Below are 21,360 nucleotides of genomic sequence, written 5' to 3' on the forward strand. Positions count from 1 at the left end.
AGAAGCTTCCGCTGCTCAGAAAGCTCAAGCCGCTAAAGCCGACGCTTCCGCTCCGGCCAAAAAAGCCGCTAAAAAGCACAAAAAGCACGTAGCCAAGAAAGAGGCTTCCGCTGCTCAGAAAGCCCAAGCCGCTAAGAAAGAAGCTTCCGCTCCGGCCAAGAAAGCCGAGAAGAAAGCTTCCAAAAAAGCTGCTTCCGCTGCCAAGTAATCAGGCGGCGAGCATTGCCGGAACCTCCGGCAATCGCACATAATTCGGGGCGCTTCGGCGCCCCGTTTTCATTTGCAAGGCCAAACTCGATGAAACTCCCGCTGCTTGTCCTCAGTGTTCTGCTTGCCCTGCCGGCGTCCGCCGCCCCCACCGTCTCCGCGGAACACAAGATCCTGTTCTTCGGCCAGGACGATCGCGTCCGCACTCGCCCCGACCATCAACCCTGGCTCGCCGTCGGACAATTGCAAACCCGCTCCCGCACCATTTGCACCGGCGCGCTGGTGGCGCGCGACGTGGTGCTGACCGCCGGCCATTGCTTCGTCGACGAGAAAGGCCGTTTCGATCCGGCGGTCAGCTTCACCGTCGGCCTGTGGGGCGATGAATTCACCGCGCGCAGCAAGATTTTGGAAGTGCAGGTGGACAAGAGCTTCCTCAAAGGCCTGGACCGCCGCGCCGACGGCCTCTACATCCCGCCGCGCATCGCGCCGCGCGACTTCGCCTTCGTCCGCCTGGCCACCCCCTTGGGCGACACCCAGGGCGTGCTGCCCGTCTTCAGCGGCAACGCCAAGCAGTTGCGCGAATTGCTGAACCAGCGGAGCTGGACGCTGACCCAGGGCGGCTACCCCATCGACGATCAAAAACACCTGCTGGTGCACAACGCCTGCAAGGCGACCAAGCTGCGCCCGGACGGCCGCCTGACCCACCGCTGCGACACGCTGGAAGGCAATAGCGGCTCGCCGGTGTTCGTGATGGGGCCGGGACAGCCGGTCATCGTCGCGGTGCAAAGCTCCGCCCCCACCGCCGCGCGGCGCAAGCAAGAAGACAATATGAGCGTCAGCGCGCCGATGTTCTACGATGCGCTGCAGCAGTTCATCAGCAAGAGCGCCAAGCCATGAAAAAAGCCCCGGCGACGGGGCTTTTTACTATTCAGGGCTTGCGCCCTCACTCCGCCAGCGCCTGGCGCTGCAGCGCCACCAGCTCGCGGATGCCGGAACGGGCCAGGCCCAGCATCGCCTGCAGCTCTTGATCGCCAAACGGCTCGCCCTCGGCGGTGCCCTGCACCTCAACGAAGCGGCCGTCGCCCGTCATCACCACATTCATATCGGTGTCGCAGTTGGAGTCTTCCACGTAATCCAGATCCAGCACCGGCATGCCCTGGTACAGGCCCACCGAAATGGCGGCCACCTGGTCGCGCAGCGGGTTCTCGCTCAGCTTGCCCTCGCGCAGCAGCAGGCCGATCGCGTCGGCCAAGGCCACGTAGGCGCCGGTGATGCTGGCGGTGCGGGTGCCGCCGTCGGCCTGGATCACATCGCAATCGATCTGGATCTGGCGCTCGCCCAGCTTCTCCAGATCCACCACCGCGCGCAGCGAGCGGCCGATCAAGCGCTGAATCTCCTGGGTGCGGCCGGACTGCTTGCCGGCGGAGGATTCACGGCGCATGCGGGAGCCGGTGGAGCGCGGCAGCATGCCGTACTCGGCGGTCACCCAGCCGCGGCCCTTGCCCTTCAGGAAGCCCGGCACGCCGTCGTCCACGCTGGCGGTGCAAATCACCTTGGTGTCGCCGAACTCGATCAACACCGAACCTTCGGCGTGCTTGAGGTAGTGGCGGCTGATCCGCACCGTGCGCAGGGCATCGGCCGGGCGTTGGGAAGGTCGCATCATGTCATCGTCCAGAACGGTAAATGCCGACGATTATATCAGTCGCCACCGACGACGGCGCTTAGTCGCGCTTGCCCGCCACCCGGCTGGCCAGAATCTCCTGATGCATGGTTTCCAGATTGGAGTCCAGAATCATCCGTCCCATCTGACGCGGCGTCGCCGTTTCCGTGTCCAGCACGTCCTCGCGCTCGCCGTAGTCCTGCGTCTCGTCCAGCAGGGTGACCGCCGCCGCGGACAGATTGTCCCCGCCGGCGCCGGCGCGGCGCTCCGCCACATTCATCAGCGCCGGCAAGACCTGGCTGACATTGCGGCGGACGAAGACCTTTTCCAGCTCCGGGTCCATCACCTGCGACCACAGGCCGTCGGAGCACAGCAGGATGGAGCAGCCCGCGCCCACGCTTTGTTTCTCGCCGACGTCGATGTCCGGATCGCTGGCCGCGCCCAGACAGTTGTAAATCTTGTGGCGTTCCGGATGCACCTTGGCGGCGTCCTCGCTCAACTGGCCCTGATCGATCAGGCGCTGCACCTGGGAATGATCGCGCGAACGCAGACGCAAGCCCTTCTCGTCCAGCAGATAGAGCCGGGAATCGCCGACATGACACCAGTACAACTGCCCCTGCTGGATGATGGCCGCCACCACCGTGGTGCTCGGCACCTCCGGCAGCCGGTGGTCGGCGGCGTAATCGAGAATGACTTGATGCGCGGTGCTGACCGCGTTGACGAGAAAGCGATTGGGATGCGTCAGCGTCGGCGTGGCTTGCTGATAGAACAGCTCGCTGAGCAGGTCCACCGTGATTTGCGCCGCCACTTCGCCGCGCATATGCCCGCCCATGCCGTCGGCCACCGCCAGCATCACGGTGTCGCGCGAGTGGGCGATCACCAGCCTGTCCTGGTTGTACGCTCGCCCGCCGATGCGGCTTTCCTGATAGATGGATAGTTTCATGCCGATCCCCTCATCACGAGCGCCCGCCAGTCAGGTTTTTTATCCATCCCACCCACTTGCTGCCCGCCAGTTCTTCCGGCGGACTGTACTCCTCCGCCATCAGGCGCTTTTGCAGCCCCGGCACGGTGGCCGGCCTCTCCTCCGGAGACAGCGCCAGGCACTGATCAGTCAGCTCCAGCAGCTCGCGGGAGTACAAATGGCGGAAGGCCTTGCTCGCCGGCGTCAGCCGATCGCTTTCCTTGCGCTCCTTGGAAATCTGCGGCGTGCCGCCGCCCATGCAAGCGTAAAGACAGGCGCCCAGCGCGTAGATGTCGGTCCACGGCCCTAGCGGCGCGTCTTTTTCATATTGCTCGGGCGCGGCGAAGCCCGGGGTGTACATCGAGGCGAAGTGCTTGTCGCGGCGCGACAAGGTCTGCCTGGCCGCGCCGAAATCCAGCAGCAGCGGCGCGCCGTTGCGGCGCAGATAGATATTGGCGGGCTTGATGTCCAGATGCAGCAGACGCTGCAGATGAACCTCCCGCAGCCCGGATAAGAGCGCGGCGAACCATTTGCGCAGGCGGCGCTCGTCCAGCCGTCCGCCGGCCAGTTCCAGTTCCCGCACCAGCGAGCGGCCGTCGGCGTACTCCATCACCATATAAACCGTCTGGTTGGCGCGGAAGAAATTGATCACTCGCACCACGGTGGGGTGGGAAATGCCGGAGAGAATGCGCCCTTCCTCGAAAAAACATTTCAGGCCCAGATTGAAGGCCTCGCGGTCCAACTCATGCGGCACCGTCACGTGGCCGTCCTCGTCGCGCAGCGCCAGATTGCGCGGCAAGTACTCCTTGATCGCGAACTTATTGTCCTGATCGTCCAGCGCCAGATAGACAACACTGAAGCCGCCCACAGAGAGTTGGCGGACAATCGTGTACTCGCCCAGCCGGGAGCCGGCCGGCAAAGCGGTCTGCTGGTTCGATTGAGTCATGGGGTGTCAGTTGTTATAGTGTCCACAGGCCTTGGATTGAGCTTAGCAAAGCAATTCGGGCCCAGCCTTGAGAAAGTAAACAATCCGCTCATCTAAGGGGGTGTCTGATGATTTTAAGTATGACAGGCTTTGCCGCAAGCAGCAGGGAATTTCCCGGCGGTTTGCTGAGCCTAGAAATTCGCTCGGTCAACCACCGTTACCTTGATTTGCAAATGCGCTTGCCGGAAGAATTGCGCGTGATCGAGCCGCAATTGCGCGAGCTGATTTCCGCCAAGGTCAGCCGCGGCAAGCTGGAATGCCGCGTCGGCATCAATCAGGTGGACAGCGCCGTGCCGACGCTGGAATTGAACCAGGCCGTGCTGCAGCGCCTGATCGAGGTCTCGCAGCAGGTGCGCGAGCAGGCCGGCGAAAACCGCGGCCTGTCGGTAGGCGAGCTGATGCGCTGGCCCGGCGTGATGAAAACCAACGAGTTGCCGCCGGAAGTGCTGCAGCAGCTGTGCACGGAAAGCCTGGCGGTGGCGCTGAAGGACTTCAACGCCTCGCGCGGCCGCGAAGGCGAAAAACTCAAGGTGGTGCTGGAAGAACGCATCACCGGCATGGAAGCCATCGTCGTCGCCATCAAGCCCAAGCTGCCGGCCATTCTGGACGCTCATATGTCCAAACTGTCCAGCCGCCTGCAAGAGGCGCTGGGCAATGTCGACGAAGACCGGCTGAAGCAGGAATTCGCGCTGTTCGCTCAGAAAATAGACGTCGATGAAGAACTGGCCCGCCTCAGCACCCATCTCAGCGAAGTGCGCCGCATCCTGAAAGCCGGCGGTCAGTCCGGCAAGCGTCTGGACTTCCTGATGCAGGAGTTGAATCGCGAAGCCAACACGCTGGGGTCCAAATCGGTCTCCACGGAAACCACGCAGGCCTCGGTGGAGTTGAAAGTACTGATTGAACAGATGCGCGAGCAGATCCAGAATATCGAGTAAGCGCGGCGCCGGCGGCCAGAGCCGCCGCGGCAAGCCCTCCTAGACCTTAGGGAAAGACCAAAACATGACCAAAGCAGAACTGATCGCGGCCTTGGCCGAGACATCCGGCCTGAGCAAGGCCGACGTGCTCCGGGTGTTGGGCGCTTTTGACGAAGTGCTGCAAAACGCGCTGGCCAACGGCGACGAAATCACCACCGTGGTGGGCAAATACAAAGTCAAGGAAAGCGCCGCCCGCACCGGCCGCAATCCCAAGACCGGCGAGACCATCGAGATCGCCGCCAAGCGCAAAGTGGTGTTTCTGCCCAGCAAGCAGCTGAAAGACAAGGTCGCCTGAGGCACCCTCCGGCGCTTCTGCTAAAACGGCGAGGCCGGGCCTCGCCGTTTTTTTGTCCGCCGTCTCAGTTCTGCCGCCAGATCAGCCGCGCGATCGCCGACGAATCCAGCTCGCCCTCGCCCTCGGCCACCAGCTGATCGATCAGGCCCGACACCCGTTCCGCCTCCGGCAAGCGGATGCCCTGCTCGCGCGCCGTCTCCAGCACGATGCGCATGTCCTTGGCGTGCAGCTTGGCCTTGAAGCCCGGCGCGTAGTTGTCGTCTATCATCCGCTGGCCGTGGACATCCAACACCTTGCTCTGCGCGAAACCGCCCAGCAGCGCGGCTCGCACCGGCGCGGGATCGACATTGCAGGCCTGGGCCAGCTTCATGATTTCCGCCACCGCGGCGACGCCGACGCCGACCGCGATCTGGTTGCAGGCCTTGGCCACCTGGCCGGCGCCGCTGGCGCCGATATGGGTAATGGTCTGCCCCATGGCCTGCAGGGCCGGACGCGCGCGCTCCAGGGCCTCGGCCTTGCCGCCGACCATGATGGTCAGCGTGCCGTTGACGGCGCCCAACTCTCCGCCGGACACCGGACAGTCCAGAAAGTCCACGCCGTAAGCCGCCAGTCTCTCCGCGATGCGGCGCGCGCCGTTGGGCGCGATGGTGCTCATGTCCGCGCAGACCAGGCCCGCGCCGGCGCCGTGAACCGCGCCTTGCTCGCCCAGCAGCACTTGTTCCACGTCCGCGGTGTCCGACACATTGGTGATCAGCAGCTCGACCTGGCCGGCCAGCTCGGCCGGGCTGTCCGCCCAGCTTGCGCCCGCCTGCAACAAGGGCTCGGCCCGTTCGCGGCTGCGCGCCCACACCGTCACCTGGTGGCCCGCCTTCAGCAGGTTCAATACGCAGGGACGGCCCATGATGCCCAGACCGATATAAGCGACTTTCATTTGCGACTCCACGATGAAAACGACGAGATTCATCGAGGATAAGGGGAAGCGCGCCGCAACGCCAGCGCGCGGCGGGGAGAATCAGGGCTCGGGCAAAGGCGCGGGCTTGCGCCCGCCCAGCCAGGCCTCGAATTCATAATCCTTGCCGGAGGCGTGATGCTCCAGAAAGTAGACGAAGGCCAGGACCTCGGCCACCGCGCGGTAGAGCTCCGGCGGAATGTTCTTGTCCAGGTCCACCTGCATCAGCAAAGACACCAGCTCCGGCGAGTCGTGCACGAACACGCCGGCCTCCCGCGCGCGGTCTATGATGCGCTCGGCCAGCTCGCCATAACCCTTGGCGACTACCTTGGGCGAACGGTGCCCCTCCTGGTAAGACAAAGCCACCGCGGAGCGGCGCTTGTCCTCACTCGGCGGCCGCGCCATCGTCCTTCACCACCAGGCTGGCCAAGGCCAGGCCGGCCGAGGCCAAACCCGCCTCCAGCCGGCCGGCGTTCTGGGTGATCAACTGCCCGGCCTGTTCGTCCTCGGCGGAGAACGACACCTGCACCGACTGGCCCACCAGACGAATGCGCGCGGCCATGCCGCCCAGGGCCGGCAGATTCAAGGACAGATTGGTCGACCAGGCCTGCATCTCCTGCTGGCCGTTGCCTTCGCGGTCGGCCTCGGTCTTTTCCTGTTCGATCACCATCTGCATGGGCTGGCCGGGCCAGGCCATGCCTTGAAACTGCAGTTGCTGGTTTTCCAGGCCGTTGAGCTGCCTTTGCACCAGATTGCCCAACTCCTGGGCTTGAGCCTGCGCCTGCGGCCGCGCGCTGGCCGCCGCGTGCTCGGTATTGGCCAAGGCTTGGCTCATCTTGGCCTGCGGCTCCTGCTTGATCTCGGCCAGGCTGGTGCGGCCGTCGGCGAAATCCTTCAGGTGGGATTCGTAAAACAGACCGCTCTTGGCCACGCCCTGCTGCAAATCCTCCGCCACCTTGGGCGGCGGCTGCTGCGCCGCGTTGACCAGCACCGGCTTGCCGGCGTCGCTGGTCTGGGTGGACAGCAGATGAGTCAGATAACGGGAAGCCGGGCTCAGGGCCACTTGCACCGAACTGCCCTTGGTCTGCTCCGCGCTCTCCTTGCCGCCGTCCTGCAATAAAAAGGTCAGCGCCGGTTGCAGCGACGCCACCTTCAGCTGCAACGTATCGCCGCTTACCGTCGCGCCTTGGGGCAGGTTAAGCGTGAACAGCGAATTCTTGATCAATACCGCCAGCTGATTATTGTCGAGGCGATCCGCCACGCGCGCCGTCACCTGCTCGCCCAACAGCAGCGTCGGCAAGCGGCTGGGAAGGGTCGCGGTCTCCAGCAGCAGCTTGGCGCCCTCGCCCAATAGCTGCGAGGGGTTGATCTGCTGCGCCGGCAAGACGCCGGTATTGATCGACGGAATCATGAGGTGGGACTATTTCGGTACAGGGAAACGATCAACTCAGCCTCGCTGCGGGAGATGCCGCAGCGGGAGGCCACTTCGGAAGCCGTCAAGCCCTGGCGTATCATCTCGATCGCCTGATTGTAAGGGCTGAGTCCGACATCCCCGTGCGCCTGCTGCTCCACCCGGGACAACAGGCGCGACATATCCCGCTGCATAGCGCTGATCTGCTGTTGCTGCTGGTCGAGATACATGGTGGTCAAGCTGTCGCGTTTGGTTTCCAGACGCAGCACGCGCCAGTAGACATACGCCACCGCCATGGCCAGCATCAGCCAGAGCACGACCATCAGGTATGGGAAAAAGGTGCCGGACATCTTGGTTCCCCATGGAAGAGTTTCCGCCGTGACTTAATTTTATGGCGAAACCTCCAACAACCCAAGGCCAACCCGCCATCAAATCGACTCCGCCGTCCTGGCCGGGCCGTCGCGGCGACTTACGGTCAACGATAGTGTTTCAGCACCCGGGAACTCTGATTGATCAGCACCAGCTCCGAGCGCAACGCTTCCGACCACTGGACCAGATCGGCCTGGATCTCCTCGCGCCGCCGCACCAGTTCGCGCAGTCTGTCACGCTGAGCCTCCTCCAAGCCGGACAACGTTTCCTGGGTCAGCGAGGCCAACAGGCGCGACATCAGCTTTTCCTGCTGCGCCTGTAAGGCGTTGAAACGCTCGTAGTCCTTGGCGAACACCGCGGCGGACACCTGAGGCGTCAAGGCTTCCAGTTCCGCCACCAGCTGTCCCAAGGTCGTCGCGCGCGCCGTCGCCGTCATGCGCCCGCCGCCGCGCTGGCCGCGGGCTGACTGCGGTCGACTTGCTGCCAAGCGGGGAGAATCGTTTCCAACAGGCTGCGGACTTCCCCCAAAATGGTCAGATCGTTCTTGAGGCTGGCTTGTCCCAAGCGCGTCTTCATATAGAGGTACAGCTCGTTCAGGTTGACGGCCGCCTCGCTGCCGGCTTCCACGTCCAGCGCGATGCGCAGGCCTTCGATGATGTCCATCGCCTTCGAGATCATGCGCGCCTTTTCATCGAAGCGCTGAGCTTCGATCGCAATGCCGGCGGTCATGATCGCCTTGATCGCGCCTTCGTACAGCATGACCACGATCCCGATCGGGCTGGCGCCGTACACCGCGGCCTTCAGGGCGTCGTTTTCATAAGCTTTGTTGAATTGCTTCAACATTCTGGAGTTCAGCATATTGTTGCCACCGGCTGTGCCGGGTCGGCGGGCGATCCAGCCCGATCCGGCCTCAGCGTAAAATCATGTCGAAGTGCCAAGCTTATACTTGAGACATCAGACCGTTCAAATTATTGGTCGAGGCCTGCATTTTAGCCAACGTTGAGTTCAACGCGGTGTATTGCTGGATATATTGTTTCTGCCGCGCGGTCAGCCGGGCGCTTAGAGAATCCTGCGAGGCTTTCTCGGTGCTGATGCGCGAGTTTATCGAACTTTTACTGCTTTCCACCACGCCGTTCGGTCCCAACAAACTATTGATTTCCTTGTTCAACAGTTGAGCGATGCCGTTATTGCTGGTGTTGCCAAACAGATTCTTGATCGCCGTGGGATCTTTTTTCAACGCATCGTTGAATTTGGTCGTATCCAGTTTAAGCGTACCGTCCTTCTGGATCGATATCCCCGCCTGAGACAGATAAGCGTAGGAGTTGACCGGGTCGACACCTGGAATCGACTTAGTCAGTACATTCTGCAGCTGCTGCTGGATGGACAGAATGGAGGCATTCCCTTTCATGCTGCCACCCCGCGCATCTTTGATCGCGCTGAGCACCTGATTATAAGCGTCGACAAAGCCTTGCACGCCTTTGTTGATACCGGCGGAGTCTTGACTCAGGGTAATGGTGGTCGACGAACTGGCCTTATACAGGTCCAAGTCGACACCGGGAATCGCCGTGCTGACCTTGTTGCTACCTGAAGTCACCTGAACGCCATTTACGGTCAGGTCCGCATTGCCAGCATCTTTGGATTCGGTGGCAGCGGTCGCGCTTTGCGACAATCCCGCCAGCGTCGAACCGCTGGTTCCGCCGGAGTCGGTGCCGCCGACGCTGATAGTAAATTTATTGTCGGTGCCGGAGGCTGTCGATGCCAGCACCAGCTTGTAGTTCTCGCCGTTTTTCACCACGGACGCGTTAATACCCATGCCTTCGGCGTTGATCTTGTCGGAAATGGACTGCAGGGTGACTTTTTCGCCGGGCTTCTCGCGTAGCTTGACCGTCTGTTCTTTACCATTAATGGTGAACTTCAGCGTATCCGGCGCGCTGGCGAGTTCGGCTTGCGCATCCTTGATGTCTGTATTATTGAACTGATCGAACACCAGTTGCCGGGACGTCGCCAGCTTCGTGACGTTAACTACATAGGTGCCGCTGACGCCTCCGGAGGTGGTACTCACTCCCGCGACGGATGAGTCGCTGGATGAGGCTTTGAACGCTTGCAAAAACGACCCGGAAGACAGGCTGGTGATCGCGCTTTGCAGCGCGGACAGCGCGGACCCGATCTTGCCGAGATCGCTCAGCTGGGTGTTGTAGCCCTCCAGTTTTTTCTGGCTGGCGACCAATGGCCGGGAATCAATCGCCATCAACTGGCTTACGATGGTTTGGACGTCGAGCGCGCCGACTGCTGTGGTTATCCCTGCCATGTTCATCACCCTTTAATGTGTATTGGTTGAGCCGCTCCCGGGACTCAAGCTTTGTCCTTCAGCAGCATGCCTTTGAAGTCGCCGATCGCCTTGGCGATCCGGATTGCATCCTCGGAAGGTATCTGCCGAATGACCTTCTGAGTTTCCTTGTCCACGACTTTCACCACCTGCAGATCGGTGTCCTTGTCCACCGAGAACTCCAGCTGGTTATTGTACAGCGAGGCCACGCTATTCAGCTGCTTCAACGATGACTGCAGCTGCTCGGTAACTGATGGCTTGTTCTTGGCCGCGGTGTTTTGCGCCTGCTGCTGCTGCGCTTGTCCTGTGGCGGCAACAGCCTGGGCATTATCCGGCAAGGCGGTGGCTTTGTCGGCGCCCTGCCCACTTTGCGCCAGCTCCACCGTTTGCTGCCGCGGCGCGGAAGCGCCCGCGTTGGCAATCGGCAGCGATTGTAAAGAAGGTATTTGCATGGCTACTCTCCTGACGCGCGCAGCTCCGGTTGCCCAACCAACCGGAGCCGCCGCTGGCTCATACCATCATTCTAGACTTATTGCAGCAGGGTCAGTGCCGATTGCGGCAGCGAGTTGGCGTTCTTCAGAATCGAAGTGCCGGCCTGTTGCAGAATCTGGTTCTTGGTCAGGTTAGCAGTTTCCGCCGCGAAGTCCACATCGATGATGCGGCTGTTGGCTGCGGTCAGGTTTTCCACGTAGTTCTGCAGGTTGGCCACCACCGCGTCGAAACGGTTCTGCACCGCGCCGAAGGTCGAACGGATGTTCGAGATCTGGGCGATGTCGGCGTCCAGCGACGACAGCGCGCCGGAAGCGTTGGTTTGCGTCGTCACGTTGATACTGCCGGTATTGGTCAGACCGGAGTTGTACGCGTTCAATACGCCGGCCGAAGTCAAGTCGGTAGACGAGATCGACACCTGGTTGGTGGTCGCGCCGGACGAGCCTACTTGGAAAGTCAGTACCGAACCGCCGGACAACAGGCTGGTGCCGTTGAACTGGGTGGTTTGCACGATACGCGAGATTTCCTGGGTCAGCTGGTCCACTTCGTTTTGCAGCTGCGAACGGTTGGTGTTGCTGACCGAACCGTTGGACGCTTGTACCGCGATTTCACGGATACGCTGCAGGTTGTTGGCGATCTGCCCCAAGGCGCCTTCCGCCGTCTGACCGACGGAGATGCCGTCGTTGGCGTTCTTGATCGCTTGGTTGTTACCGCGGATGGCGGCACTCAAGGTCTGGGAAATCGCCAGACCGGCGGCATCGTCCTTCGCGCTGTTGACGCGCAGGCCGGAAGACAGGCGTTGCAGCGAAACTTGCAGCGCGTTGTTGGAGTTGCCGAGGTTGCGCTGCGCGTTCAGCGAAGCGATGTTAGTGTTGACGGTAATAGCCATGGTGATTCTCCTGATGTCCAGTTGGGCAAAGCGACTTGCTTATTCACCATATCGTCAAGGCAATAATAAACTTTATAGCAGCAATGTAAATTTTACCGACACGCCCGCGCCCCGCTTTCCAACACGACACCCGATAAAGAACCCCGCCCTTGCGGGCGGAGTTCTCCGCTACGCGTTCACCTTACTGCAGCAAAGTCAGCGCCGACTGCGGCAGCGAGTTGGCGTTCTTCAGAATCGAAGTGCCGGCTTGTTGCAGGATCTGGTTCTTGGTCAGGTTGGCCGTTTCCGCCGCGAAGTCCACATCGATGATGCGGCTGTTGGCTGCGGTCAGGTTCTCAGTATAGTTCTGCAGGTTGGCTACCACCGCGTCGAAACGGTTCTGTACCGCGCCGAAGGTCGAACGGATGTTCGAAATCTGGGCGATGTCGGCGTCCAGCGACGACAGCGCGCCGGAAGCGTTGGCCTGCGTGGTGACATTGATGGTGCCGGTATTGGTCAGACCGGAGTTGTACGCGTTCATCACGCCGGCCGAAGTCAGGTCGGTGGACGAGATCGACACTTGGTTGGTGGTCGCGCCGGACGAGCCCACTTGGAAGGTCAGTACCGAACCACCGGACAACAGGCTGGTGCCGTTGAACTGGGTGGTTTGCACGATACGCGAAATTTCCTGGGTCAGCTGGTCCACTTCGTTCTGCAGCTGCGAACGGTTGGTGTTGCTGACCGAGCCGTTGGAAGCCTGCACCGCGATTTCACGAATGCGCTGCAGGTTGTTGGCGAGCTGGCCCAAGGCGCCTTCCGCCGTCTGACCGACGGAGATGCCGTCGTTGGCGTTCTTGATCGCCTGGTTGTTGCCGCGAATGGCCGAGGTCAGCGTCTGCGAGATGGCCAGACCTGCGGCGTCGTCCTTGGCGCTGTTGACGCGCAGACCGGAAGACAGGCGTTGCAGCGAAACTTGCAGCGAGTTGTTGGAGTTGCCGAGGTTGCGCTGCGCATTCAGCGACGCGATGTTGGTGTTTACTGTAATAGCCATGTTATTCCCCTAGAGATCCATCTGCGTCAAGAGCGGAATTCCGTAATTTGCGCAGCATGCTTACTAGATCGTCTAAAGGTTAATAAACTTGACCAAAATGGTATTTTTACCAAATATTCGTCAGGCAAGGAAAACCGAGGCGGCCCGCTGGCGGCGGGCGTGAATCCACGCGCGCCGCCAGCCTCAGGACAACAACGCCCGCTCAGCCGCTCAAAACGCGGAACCAGTCGTCGTTGTGATCTTCCAGCCAGTAATGTTGTTCCACCCAGGCGCGCAAGGCGTCGCCCTCACTCTCGGTGGCGTCCAGATCATGGATGCGGCTGCGAATCGCCTCGACCCAGACGCTCGCTTCGTTCGGCACCCGGCATACCGGCGCGTCATTGGTCTGATAAGGGAAGATATCGGTGCACACCACCGGCCAAGCCATCGCGCCATACTCCAGCAAGCGCAAATTGCTCTTCGCCTCGTTGAAGGCGTTGATCTCCAACGGCGCCACAGCCAGATCCAGGTTCAGCTTTACGACGGCTTCGGGGTATTGGGCAAACGGCACCGAATGATGGACTTCCGCGACATAGGGGCGGAACTGCGGCAAGCACATGCCCATGAAGACCCACTCCACCTCGTCCGCCGTCTGTTTGATCACTTCCAACAACAACTCCAAGTCGCCGCGGTGCTGCGACGCGCCCACCCAACCAACCCGCGGCTTGCGGCCTACGCGTCGCTGAGCGCGCAAATCGCCCCACACGCTCCTGCGCAGCCGGTTGGGAATCACGATGCGTTGATCAATCATGTCGCGCGTGAACTGCTCCAGCGGCTCGGTGGAGACCACCAGCGCGTCGCATAATCGCAGCGCCTTGCGCAAACGCTGCTTGGCGTCCGGGTACAAACGCTTCCACTGATCGTATAGATTGCTTTTTTCCGGTGTTCCGCCAATCAAATCGTCAAGGCCGAACACCACTCTCATATCGGGAATGAACTCCCGATACGCGGTCAAAGCCTCATAGATGGCGTCATTGATGCCGGTGTGCACCAAGAAGGCGTCGGGCGCATGCCTGGCCATTTCAACAATCGACAGCAGACCGTGGGAGGGCTGGTGGATCTCGCCATCCAGCTTGCCCTGCTCCTGCAGCACCGACAAAGGCTGGCTCAGGCGATACTCGCCGCTGCCGCCAGGCACCGGCAGGCCAAGCACCCGCTGCCGTCCAGCCACCTTGCGGTCCCAGGAGACAATGCTGCGCACTTCAAACTCCATGCAGCGGCCTCGCAACGACAAGTGGCGATTAAACCCTGGGTCATAGGCCAATGCGGGCAGCCAGCGGTGCAACATGGCTTCGCGCTCGCCGCGCTCTCTAACCGCGGCCTCCAGCAGAACCACGGGGTCCGATGTTTTGCGACCGATGCTCTTGGCATGATGGTGATACAACACCGCAAACGGGTTATAAAGGTTGCGCAATCCTCCCGCCTGTATCTTCAAACACAGATCGACGTCATTGAAGCAAACCTTGAACGCGTCTTCATCCATGCCGCCAACCGCGGCATAAATCTCTTTTTGCACCAGCAGGCACGCGCCGGTCACGGCGGAGTAGTTCTGCATGGTCACCACGCGGTTAAGGTAGCCGTTCTCGGTGATATCCTGCCCTTCGAACACATGCTCGCCAATCGAATGCATCGTGCCCGGCAAGCCCATCACGATGCCTGCGTGCTGGATTTTGCCGATTTCCGGGTAGATCAGGCGCGCGCCGACGGCGCCGACGCCAGGCTGCTGCGCCGCGCCCAGCATGCGCTCCAGCCAGGAGGGCAGGATCACCTCGGTGTCATTGTTCAGCAATAGCAGATACTCGCCCTTGGCCTGCTCGGCGGCCAGATTGCATTGCGCCGAGAAGTTGAACGGCGCGTCGTACTGCAGCACCCGCACCCGGTCGGGATAGCGTTCCACCAATTGCTGATAGTACTCGGCGGTTTCAGGCTGCTCCGAGCGGTTATCCACCAGCAGCAACTCGAAATGCGGGTAGGCCGTCTTCTGGAACAGACTCTCGACGCAGGGCATCAGATATTCCAGCTTGTCGCGAGTCGGAATCACCACCGACACCAGCGGCTGACCCATCACTCGATAATTGAAATGGTAAGTGCCCAGCGCCAGTCCCTCGCTGACTTCCGCCGGCATCGGCAGACTGGCCGCGTGGTTCTGCAAGGCGACCAGGCGCGCGGCCCCGCCCAACGGGTCCGCCTCCAGTCGTCGCCACGGCAATGAAAGCAGGATGTCGTCGACATGACCGATGACGCTCTCGCCCTCGGCCGCCAGCAAGCGCAACAAGGCGTCGTAGTGGTAGGCGTTGGGAAAGGTCTGAAAGCCGCCAAGCTTCGCCAAGCCCGCGGTGGAAAACGCCACCGCGCTGCCGATGTAGTCCATGGAGCGCAGATAATCCGGCGAGAACTCCGGCAGGAAGGCCGGTAAAAAGCGCTCGCCCATCGGCGACACCACGTCATGGTCAAAGTAAACCGCCTGCCAATCCGGCCGGGCGTAAATCGCCTCTCCCACGCGCAACAAGGCCTGTGGCTGCAGCCGGAAGCCGGCGGGCAACAGCATGGTCCATTCCGCCGGCACATCCGCGATCACGCCGTTGACGGCGGCCACCACCGTTTCATAATCGGAAAGGTCGGCCAATTGCAACCAGCCCAGCTGATCGCTGTTTTCGAACACGGGATCCGGCACCGGCGTATCGGCCAGCACGATCAGACGCCAATGCGGATACAGCTGGCTCTCCATCGCCTTGAAGCTTTCCGCCAATCGCGTCAGTTCCGGCTGGCTCGCCAGGCACAGCAAATTGAACGTCGGCCGCGTGCTCCATTGCTTCATCATGCTTTCGGCCAACTGCTCGACATGAATTTCGCGGAAGTTGTAATTTTTCAACCAATGGTGGTAACGCATCAGTTCCGCGATATCCCAGCCCGTCATCGGCGAAGCATCCACCTCGCCCCATTGAGCGGGCATGGCCTTGCGCTGCAGCGGCGGCAGCACGTGATTCCACAGCTCAAAAATCTGCGGCATCGCTTGATCCAGCAAGCGGTGCTCCAAGACATGCTGGCGCGCCGCTTCGGCCTGCGCACGGCGCGCTTCCGGCTTGTCTATCAGGGCGGCGATCGCATCGAACCAGCCCTGCTCGGTGTTTTCCACCACGGCGGCCAGGCCCGTGCCCTTTAGCCAAGCGTAAGCCGGCACGTCGGACACCACGCTGGCGGCCCCGGCCAAGGAGTATTCCAGCCACTTCAAGTCGGATTTGCCGTCGTTGAATTCGCTGGACTTCAACGGCGCCAGGCCAATATCGATGCGCAAGTCCGCCAGAGTCGGCAAATACTCGCTGTAGGGCAGAAAGCTGGATACCTGCCTCACCCCCTTGAGCCCCACCAGGGAGGGCGGAACCTCTCCCCAGAACACGAAGCGCACCTGGCCGGCGTAGTCGTGATAAATGCGGAACAGGGCCGAGGACAGATGATCCAGGTCTTTTTTATGCGTGCCGGTGCCGGCGAAGCCGATGGTGACCAGAGGATCGCTGCGTTCCAGCGGCGCCACCAAGCGCGCCGATGCCAGGCGGTTGGGCAATACCGCCACATTGCTGTTATAGCGCCGCACCCGCTCCGCCAATGGCTCGGTCGCCGCGATCACTTGCGCGCACAAGGGCATCAGCCACTCGATCACCGGGAACAAGGTATGGAAGTCATCGTACATCGGGTGGCTTTCCGGCATGCCCAGCAGCCAGTCGTCCACTTCGTAAATAATCGGCTTGCCGGAATCCACCATCGCTTGCAATAGCGGCTGATACGACGAAGATGGAAAAGCGCGCTGCACCACGAACATATCCATGGCGGCCACAAACTCCTCATCGCTGGCGAACGGATAGTTTCCGTTTGGCATATGAATCGCCGAATTGCGATACAGGCAAGACTCGAATACGGGAGACAACATGTTCAGCACATCGCCCAAGCGCAGTCTGAAGCAGGCGGCGTCCAGACCGTCCCGCGTCAACACTCCCACCTTGGGCTTTTTGTTGATCATGTCGAGCAGACGATGCTGAAGCTTGCTCTCACTCATTTTCGGGTCTCTTTCTTAATGGGAGGATGCGGCTGAACCTTCGGCCGAAAGGCGCATTCTGGCGCTGTTCCAACAGCCGGACAAGTGATGTCCCGTTCATCGACGTCTTAAGGGAAGCTCGCCATAAACGGTCTCACTCCACTATATCAAAAACATGCGGCGCGGCTCTTCATCCCCGCCAAACCGCTGCGCTTCGACTCGAAGCCCAGGTCAAAGGCGCGAAAACACAGGGGCGGACGCGCCCCCTTGCCCTCCCCTGTTCCGCAGCGACGCGCGAACCTGGCGCCGACCCGATATGCAGAACAAAGGATGCAAAACTGAAATGGCCAAACTGGCAATAAGGCAAAAATCACATGCCAAGTGCTTTTCTTTTGCGATATCTTGCAATTTTGATCAATGCCCGCCTTGGTTTACGCCATTGTCGACCTTGCCGCAAGCATGCCCTTTCTATAGTCTGCTGCCACTCAAGTTTAAGGTGCGCCAGACGATAAAATGCTAGCCCGCACACATTGGCATCACAAGGAATCCTCCATGCAAGTCTTGGTAACTGGAGCCGCCGGCTTCATCGGCAGCCATGTCTGCGATCTGCTTCTGAACGAAGGCCACTCCGTCGTTGCACTGGACGATTTGTCCACCGGCAACGAGCGCAATCTGTCTGCATTTGCCGCACACACCCATTTCCGTTTCGTGCGCGCAGACATCCGCGAGCGCGAAGCCATCAAACCTCATTTCGCCGGCGTCGACTGGGTCATTCACCTGGCCGGGCGCTCCGACATCGTACCTTCCATCGAACAGCCGGAAGACTATTTCGACGTCAACGTCAACGGCACGCTGAACGTGCTGCAAGCCGCCAAACAGCATGGCGTAAAAAAACTGGTTTACGCCGCGTCGTCTTCCAGCTACGGCATCCCCGACACGTATCCGACTCCGGAAAACACCCCGATCAAGGCTGAGTACCCCTATGCGCTGACCAAGGCCATGGGCGAAGAACTGGTGCTGCACTGGGCTCGCGTCTACCAATTGCCCGCGCTGTCGCTGCGTCTGTTCAATGTCTACGGCCCGCGCTCCCGCACCAACGGCGCTTACGGCGCGGTATTCGGCGTCTTCCTGGCACAAAAGCTCAAAGGTCTGCCGCTGACCATAGTCGGCGACGGCAGTCAAACCCGCGACTTCACTTTCGTCACCGATGTCGCCAACGCCTTTGTCACCGCAGCCGGCTCCTCCCTAAGCGGCGAAGCGCTCAACGTCGGCAGCGGCAACCATTACAGCGTCAATTACCTGGTGGATTTATTGGGCGGCGAACGCACCTACATCCCCAAGCGCCCCGGCGAACCGGACTGCACTTTTGCCGATACCCGCCTGATCAGAGAACGCCTGGGCTGGCAACCCAAAGTTAGTTTCGAACAAGGCGTGGACATCATGCGCCGCTGCATTCAGGACTGGGCCGACGCGCCGGTTTGGACCCCCAGCAGCATCGATACCGCCACCCGCAGCTGGTTCACCCATCTGGGACAAGCATCATGATCACCCATAGTTTTTCCGCGGCGCTGGCCCGCTTCCAGCAAGTCCTGTCCAGCCTGCGCGTCACGGCGGCAGGCCAGGAACTGGCGGCCGAAACCGGCTTGCTGCGCACGCTTGATTTGCTGCGCAGGGCCAAAGCGGAAGACCGCGCGGTCTACTTGATAGGCAATGGCGGCAGCGCCGCACTGGTGGCGCACGTCCAGAACGACCTGGTCAACAAGGCGCGGCTGCGCGCCCATGTGCTGCACGAGCCGGCGCTGATGACCTGCATGAGCAACGACTACGGTTACTCCCGCGCCTATGCGGAATTGCTGGAACGCTATCTCAGAAGCGGTGATATCCTGATCGCGGTCAGCAGTTCCGGCCGTTCCGCCAATATCCTGGCGGCCGCCGAAGCCGCGTCCACCCGGTCAGCCCAAATCATCACCCTGTCCGGCTTCGCGCCCGACAATCCCTTGCGCGGCGCCGGTCATGTCAACATCTGGCTGCCGTCGGACGATTACGGCGAAGTCGAAGTCGGACACCAGCTGATACTTCACTACCTGTCGGACGCGCTAGCAGAGAAATAGCATGAGCACGGAAAAAATCAAAAGCCTGGACGCGCTGGGTGAACTGGCGCAACAGGCCAAGCAAGCGGGCCGCAAAGTGATCCACTGCCATGGCACTTTCGACCTGATGCACACGGGGCATATCAAGCATCTGCAGCATGCTCGCTCATTAGGCGACATGCTGGTGGTCACCGTTACCTCGGACGCCTTCGTGCGCAAGGGACCGGGACGACCGGTCTTCACAGAACTGCTGCGAGCGGAGAATCTGGCGGCACTGGCCTGCGTCGACTATCTGGCGATCAGCGACGCCGAAACCGCGAGCACCGCCATTGAACACATCCAACCCCATCTCTACGTGAAGGGCAGCGACTACGCCGACGCCAGCCAGGACCCCAGCGGCAATATCGCGCGCGAAGTCGCCGCCGTACGCCAGCACGGAGGCGATGTCTACTTCACCGACGAAATCACCTTCAGTTCCACCAAGTTGCTGAACGACCATTTCGACGTTCTGCCGCAAGACACCCGCCTGTTTCTGGAAAGCTTCAAGAAAAGTTGCCCCTTGGAAGATTTCCTGGCCCATGTCCAGGCGCTGGCCAAGATGAAGGTGCTGGTAGTTGGTGACGCCATCATTGATGAATACCACTACGTCCACACCCTGGGGCAGACCGGCAAGGGCACCTCGCTGGCGGTGCGCTATCAAAGCGAGGAACGCTTCGCCGGCGGCGCCATCGCGGTAGCCAACCACATCGCCGGCTTCGCCGCCAACGTCACCCTGTTGACCGCGCTGGGCCAACACGACGATTCGCTGGAATACGTCAGCAGTAAATTAAAGGCCAATGTCCAACTAGAGCACCGCTTCTTCAAAACCGCCCCGACACTGATCAAACGCCGTTTCGTCGATCAGGAGCTGCAGCGTCTGTTCGAGATTTACTTTGGCGGCGAAGAGCAGGAGGACGAAGCGCTGGAACAATCCTTCTGCGACTGGATCGCCCTGCACGCCGGCGCCTTCGACGCCGTAATCGTGCCCGACTTCGGCAACGGCCTGATCAGCCGCAAGATGGCGCACAGCATCTCCCAGCATGCGGCCTTCCTGGCGATCAATACCCAAATCAACAGCGGCAACCGCGGCTACCACATCATCACCCGTTATCCGAAGGCGGACTTCCTCTGCCTGAACGAGCCGGAAGCGCGGCTGGCCACCCATGACCGCCAGTCCCCGTTGGAAGAAGTCGCCGCCGACCTGCGCGCCCAGCTGGATGCTCGGGCGATGGCCATCACCCGCGGCGCCAAGGGCGCGCTGATCGTCGACCACGACCGCGCGGTGCCCATTCCGGCCTTGTCCTCACACGTGGTGGACCGTATCGGGGCCGGCGACGCCTTCCTGTCGCTGGCAGGCCTGTGCATGGCCTCGGGCGCTTCGTCCGAAATGGCAGTGCTGGCCGGCAGCATCGCCGCGGCGCTGGATGTCCAAATCGTCTGCAACCGCGAGCCGATCGACCCGGTCCTGTTCGCCAAGTATGCGACCACGCTGTTGAAGTGAAGGAGTAACGCTCATGGACACCTTTCTGATCGACAGCCACAAGCTGGTCTACCACCCGCGCCGCGTCGCCGACCTGATAGAGTCCGGCGACGACTGGGAAAAAGCCAAACACATCTACCCGATCTATCTGGAGTTGTCGCCGGTAGGCGCCTGCAACCATCGCTGCACCTTCTGTGCGGTGGACTACATCGGCTATAAGTCGGTGATGCTGGATTACGCGATGCTGGAACAAAGGCTGCCGGAAATGGGGCGGCTCGGCGTGAAAAGCATCATGTACGCCGGTGAGGGCGAGCCGCTGCTGCACAAGAAGATCAACGAGATCGTCGCCTTGACCAAGGCCTCCGGCATCGATGTGTCCTTCACCACCAATGGCGTGCTGCTGAACACTGAGTTTGTCGAACGCTCACTGGACAAAACCTCCTGGATCAAGGTTTCGCTGAACGCCGGCACCGCCGCTTCCTACGCCGCAGTGCATCAGACCCGGGAGCGCGACTTCCAGCGCGTGGTGGACAATCTGAAATACGCCGCCGCCTATAAGCGCCAGCACAATATTGCCTGCACCATAGGCGTGCAAGCGGTGCTGCTGCCGGAAAACGCCGCGGACATGCCCGAACTGGCGCGCATCTGCCGCGACGAGATCGGCGCCGACTACCTGGTGATCAAGCCCTACTCCCAACACTTGTACAGCGAGACCCATCAGTACGAAGACATCAACTACCATCCCTATCTAGCGATGGAAGAAGAACTGGCGGCGTTCAACGGCCCCGATTTCCAGCTGATCTTCCGCAGCCACACCATGCAGAAGTATCTGGAAAAACCGGAGGCCCGTTATCAGAAATGCCATGCCACGCCCTTTGTCTGGGGCTATGTGATGGCCGACGGCAGCGTCTACGGCTGCAGCGCTTATCTGCTGGACAAGCGCTTCGAATACGGCAACCTGAACCAGGCCGGCTTCCAGGAAATCTGGGAAGGCGAACGTCGCAAGGAAAGCTTCCATTTCATCCGCAATCACTTGGACATCAAGGATTGCCGCCGCAACTGCCGGATGGATGAAATCAACCGTTATCTAGACCGCCTGGTGAACCAGTCGGTACCTCACATCAACTTCATCTGAGC

The 21,360-nt window shown here is 61.0% G+C and carries 22 protein-coding genes; 8 read left to right on the top strand and 14 right to left on the bottom strand.

What is annotated here, in order from left to right; all coding sequences use genetic code 11:
• The coding region (locus ACODSD_RS21575) for a hypothetical protein (RefSeq protein WP_488878295.1) at window positions 1-208 on the top strand (208 nt) is incomplete at its 5' end.
• Window positions 209-297: 89 nt separating this feature from the next.
• Window positions 298-1,104, top strand: coding sequence for a trypsin-like serine peptidase (locus tag ACODSD_RS21580; RefSeq protein WP_107800439.1), 807 nt, complete (start codon window positions 298-300; stop codon window positions 1,102-1,104).
• A gap of 46 nt (window positions 1,105-1,150) precedes the next feature.
• Here ACODSD_RS21580 and rph read toward each other — a convergent pair whose 3' ends face one another.
• From rph to ACODSD_RS21595, 3 genes are all read right to left on the bottom strand, one after another.
• Window positions 1,151-1,867: a ribonuclease PH gene (gene rph / locus ACODSD_RS21585; RefSeq protein WP_488878313.1), complete on the bottom strand. Its 717-nt coding sequence runs from the start codon at window positions 1,865-1,867 to the stop codon at window positions 1,151-1,153.
• 61 nt (window positions 1,868-1,928) lie between these two features.
• Complete coding sequence (locus ACODSD_RS21590; protein WP_235086925.1) at window positions 1,929-2,810, bottom strand: PP2C family protein-serine/threonine phosphatase; 882 nt, start codon at window positions 2,808-2,810, stop codon at window positions 1,929-1,931.
• Between the two features lie 13 nt (window positions 2,811-2,823).
• Window positions 2,824-3,774, bottom strand: coding sequence for a serine/threonine protein kinase (locus tag ACODSD_RS21595; RefSeq protein WP_081545449.1), 951 nt, complete (start codon window positions 3,772-3,774; stop codon window positions 2,824-2,826).
• Between the two features lie 107 nt (window positions 3,775-3,881).
• Between ACODSD_RS21595 and ACODSD_RS21600 the strand changes: the two genes are divergently transcribed.
• Together ACODSD_RS21600 and ACODSD_RS21605 are read left to right on the top strand one after the other, a co-directional pair.
• Window positions 3,882-4,748: a YicC/YloC family endoribonuclease gene (locus tag ACODSD_RS21600; protein ID WP_107800441.1), complete on the top strand. Its 867-nt coding sequence runs from the start codon at window positions 3,882-3,884 to the stop codon at window positions 4,746-4,748.
• A 64-nt stretch (window positions 4,749-4,812) separates the two neighbouring features.
• On the top strand, window positions 4,813-5,082 hold the full coding sequence (locus tag ACODSD_RS21605; RefSeq protein ID WP_048414328.1) for an HU family DNA-binding protein: 270 nt from the start codon (window positions 4,813-4,815) through the stop codon (window positions 5,080-5,082).
• Between the two features lie 64 nt (window positions 5,083-5,146).
• Here ACODSD_RS21605 and ACODSD_RS21610 read toward each other — a convergent pair whose 3' ends face one another.
• From ACODSD_RS21610 to ACODSD_RS21660, 11 genes are all read right to left on the bottom strand, one after another.
• On the bottom strand, window positions 5,147-6,013 hold the full coding sequence (locus ACODSD_RS21610) for an NAD(P)-dependent oxidoreductase (RefSeq protein ID WP_488878296.1): 867 nt from the start codon (window positions 6,011-6,013) through the stop codon (window positions 5,147-5,149).
• An 81-nt stretch (window positions 6,014-6,094) separates the two neighbouring features.
• Window positions 6,095-6,436 carry an EscU/YscU/HrcU family type III secretion system export apparatus switch protein gene (locus ACODSD_RS21615; protein ID WP_019103813.1) on the bottom strand — a complete coding sequence of 114 codons (342 nt, stop codon included), beginning with the start codon at window positions 6,434-6,436 and terminating at the stop codon, window positions 6,095-6,097.
• A complete protein-coding gene (fliK, locus tag ACODSD_RS21620) occupies window positions 6,417-7,442 on the bottom strand; it encodes a flagellar hook-length control protein FliK (RefSeq protein ID WP_107800443.1) in 1,026 nt (341 codons plus the stop codon). The genes ACODSD_RS21615 and fliK overlap by 20 nt, the downstream gene beginning before the upstream one ends.
• On the bottom strand, window positions 7,439-7,792 hold the full coding sequence (locus ACODSD_RS21625; RefSeq protein WP_081545453.1) for a DUF2802 domain-containing protein: 354 nt from the start codon (window positions 7,790-7,792) through the stop codon (window positions 7,439-7,441). Before ACODSD_RS21625 ends, fliK begins: the two co-directional genes overlap by 4 nt.
• A 125-nt stretch (window positions 7,793-7,917) precedes the next feature.
• The gene (gene fliT, locus ACODSD_RS21630; RefSeq protein ID WP_488878297.1) at window positions 7,918-8,247 is read right to left on the bottom strand and encodes a flagellar protein FliT; all 330 of its coding nucleotides are present in this window, start codon (window positions 8,245-8,247) and stop codon (window positions 7,918-7,920) included.
• Window positions 8,244-8,654, bottom strand: a complete 411-nt coding sequence (gene fliS, locus ACODSD_RS21635) for a flagellar export chaperone FliS (RefSeq protein WP_233246726.1) — start codon at window positions 8,652-8,654, stop codon at window positions 8,244-8,246. The genes fliT and fliS overlap by 4 nt, the downstream gene beginning before the upstream one ends.
• Window positions 8,655-8,751: 97 nt before the next feature.
• Window positions 8,752-10,119, bottom strand: coding sequence for a flagellar filament capping protein FliD (gene fliD, locus ACODSD_RS21640; RefSeq protein ID WP_107801947.1), 1,368 nt, complete (start codon window positions 10,117-10,119; stop codon window positions 8,752-8,754).
• A gap of 44 nt (window positions 10,120-10,163) precedes the next feature.
• Window positions 10,164-10,589, bottom strand: coding sequence for a flagellar protein FlaG (locus ACODSD_RS21645; protein WP_488878298.1), 426 nt, complete (start codon window positions 10,587-10,589; stop codon window positions 10,164-10,166).
• 77 nt (window positions 10,590-10,666) lie between these two features.
• Window positions 10,667-11,515 carry a flagellin N-terminal helical domain-containing protein gene (locus ACODSD_RS21650; protein ID WP_107800447.1) on the bottom strand — a complete coding sequence of 283 codons (849 nt, stop codon included), beginning with the start codon at window positions 11,513-11,515 and terminating at the stop codon, window positions 10,667-10,669.
• A gap of 181 nt (window positions 11,516-11,696) precedes the next feature.
• Window positions 11,697-12,545 carry a flagellin N-terminal helical domain-containing protein gene (locus ACODSD_RS21655; protein WP_107800448.1) on the bottom strand — a complete coding sequence of 283 codons (849 nt, stop codon included), beginning with the start codon at window positions 12,543-12,545 and terminating at the stop codon, window positions 11,697-11,699.
• A gap of 202 nt (window positions 12,546-12,747) precedes the next feature.
• Window positions 12,748-16,635 (bottom strand): glycosyltransferase, encoded by a 3,888-nt coding sequence (locus ACODSD_RS21660; RefSeq protein WP_488878299.1) that lies wholly within the window; start codon window positions 16,633-16,635, stop codon window positions 12,748-12,750.
• A gap of 531 nt (window positions 16,636-17,166) precedes the next feature.
• Between ACODSD_RS21660 and ACODSD_RS21665 the strand changes: the two genes are divergently transcribed.
• From ACODSD_RS21665 to ACODSD_RS21680, 4 genes are read left to right on the top strand one after another with little or no spacing between them, the layout of a single operon-like run.
• Window positions 17,167-18,159 carry an SDR family oxidoreductase gene (locus tag ACODSD_RS21665; RefSeq protein WP_488878300.1) on the top strand — a complete coding sequence of 331 codons (993 nt, stop codon included), beginning with the start codon at window positions 17,167-17,169 and terminating at the stop codon, window positions 18,157-18,159.
• Window positions 18,156-18,725 (top strand): SIS domain-containing protein, encoded by a 570-nt coding sequence (locus ACODSD_RS21670; RefSeq protein ID WP_107800450.1) that lies wholly within the window; start codon window positions 18,156-18,158, stop codon window positions 18,723-18,725. Before ACODSD_RS21665 ends, ACODSD_RS21670 begins: the two co-directional genes overlap by 4 nt.
• 1 nt (window position 18,726) lies before the next feature.
• The gene (locus tag ACODSD_RS21675) at window positions 18,727-20,244 is read left to right on the top strand and encodes a PfkB family carbohydrate kinase (protein WP_488878301.1); all 1,518 of its coding nucleotides are present in this window, start codon (window positions 18,727-18,729) and stop codon (window positions 20,242-20,244) included.
• 13 nt (window positions 20,245-20,257) lie between these two features.
• Window positions 20,258-21,358 carry a radical SAM protein gene (locus tag ACODSD_RS21680; protein WP_107800452.1) on the top strand — a complete coding sequence of 367 codons (1,101 nt, stop codon included), beginning with the start codon at window positions 20,258-20,260 and terminating at the stop codon, window positions 21,356-21,358.
• The last annotated feature ends 2 nt before the right edge of the window (window positions 21,359-21,360 follow it).

It is taken from the genome of Chromobacterium sp. FG22 (assembly GCF_057809415.1).

What these genes read in the sequence shown, in the direction of transcription:
- ACODSD_RS21645 (WP_488878298.1), bottom strand. Translation starts at nt 10,589, where the DNA reads ATGCAAATACCTTCTTTACAATCGCTGCCGATTGCCAACGCGGGCGCT.
- ACODSD_RS21680 (WP_107800452.1), top strand. Translation starts at nt 20,258, where the DNA reads ATGGACACCTTTCTGATCGACAGCCACAAGCTGGTCTACCACCCGCGC.
- ACODSD_RS21655 (WP_107800448.1), bottom strand. Translation starts at nt 12,545, where the DNA reads ATGGCTATTACAGTAAACACCAACATCGCGTCGCTGAATGCGCAGCGC.
- ACODSD_RS21595 (WP_081545449.1), bottom strand. Translation starts at nt 3,774, where the DNA reads ATGACTCAATCGAACCAGCAGACCGCTTTGCCGGCCGGCTCCCGGCTG.
- fliS (WP_233246726.1), bottom strand. Translation starts at nt 8,654, where the DNA reads ATGTTGAAGCAATTCAACAAAGCTTATGAAAACGACGCCCTGAAGGCC.
- ACODSD_RS21625 (WP_081545453.1), bottom strand. Translation starts at nt 7,792, where the DNA reads ATGTCCGGCACCTTTTTCCCATACCTGATGGTCGTGCTCTGGCTGATG.
- ACODSD_RS21580 (WP_107800439.1), top strand. Translation starts at nt 298, where the DNA reads ATGAAACTCCCGCTGCTTGTCCTCAGTGTTCTGCTTGCCCTGCCGGCG.
- ACODSD_RS21675 (WP_488878301.1), top strand. Translation starts at nt 18,727, where the DNA reads ATGAGCACGGAAAAAATCAAAAGCCTGGACGCGCTGGGTGAACTGGCG.
- fliD (WP_107801947.1), bottom strand. Translation starts at nt 10,119, where the DNA reads ATGGCAGGGATAACCACAGCAGTCGGCGCGCTCGACGTCCAAACCATC.
- ACODSD_RS21665 (WP_488878300.1), top strand. Translation starts at nt 17,167, where the DNA reads ATGCAAGTCTTGGTAACTGGAGCCGCCGGCTTCATCGGCAGCCATGTC.
- rph (WP_488878313.1), bottom strand. Translation starts at nt 1,867, where the DNA reads ATGCGACCTTCCCAACGCCCGGCCGATGCCCTGCGCACGGTGCGGATC.
- ACODSD_RS21615 (WP_019103813.1), bottom strand. Translation starts at nt 6,436, where the DNA reads ATGGCGCGGCCGCCGAGTGAGGACAAGCGCCGCTCCGCGGTGGCTTTG.
- ACODSD_RS21650 (WP_107800447.1), bottom strand. Translation starts at nt 11,515, where the DNA reads ATGGCTATTACCGTCAACACTAACATCGCTTCGCTGAACGCGCAGCGC.
- ACODSD_RS21600 (WP_107800441.1), top strand. Translation starts at nt 3,882, where the DNA reads ATGATTTTAAGTATGACAGGCTTTGCCGCAAGCAGCAGGGAATTTCCC.
- ACODSD_RS21660 (WP_488878299.1), bottom strand. Translation starts at nt 16,635, where the DNA reads ATGAGTGAGAGCAAGCTTCAGCATCGTCTGCTCGACATGATCAACAAA.
- ACODSD_RS21590 (WP_235086925.1), bottom strand. Translation starts at nt 2,810, where the DNA reads ATGAAACTATCCATCTATCAGGAAAGCCGCATCGGCGGGCGAGCGTAC.
- fliK (WP_107800443.1), bottom strand. Translation starts at nt 7,442, where the DNA reads ATGATTCCGTCGATCAATACCGGCGTCTTGCCGGCGCAGCAGATCAAC.
- ACODSD_RS21670 (WP_107800450.1), top strand. Translation starts at nt 18,156, where the DNA reads ATGATCACCCATAGTTTTTCCGCGGCGCTGGCCCGCTTCCAGCAAGTC.
- ACODSD_RS21605 (WP_048414328.1), top strand. Translation starts at nt 4,813, where the DNA reads ATGACCAAAGCAGAACTGATCGCGGCCTTGGCCGAGACATCCGGCCTG.
- ACODSD_RS21610 (WP_488878296.1), bottom strand. Translation starts at nt 6,013, where the DNA reads ATGAAAGTCGCTTATATCGGTCTGGGCATCATGGGCCGTCCCTGCGTA.
- fliT (WP_488878297.1), bottom strand. Translation starts at nt 8,247, where the DNA reads ATGACGGCGACGGCGCGCGCGACGACCTTGGGACAGCTGGTGGCGGAA.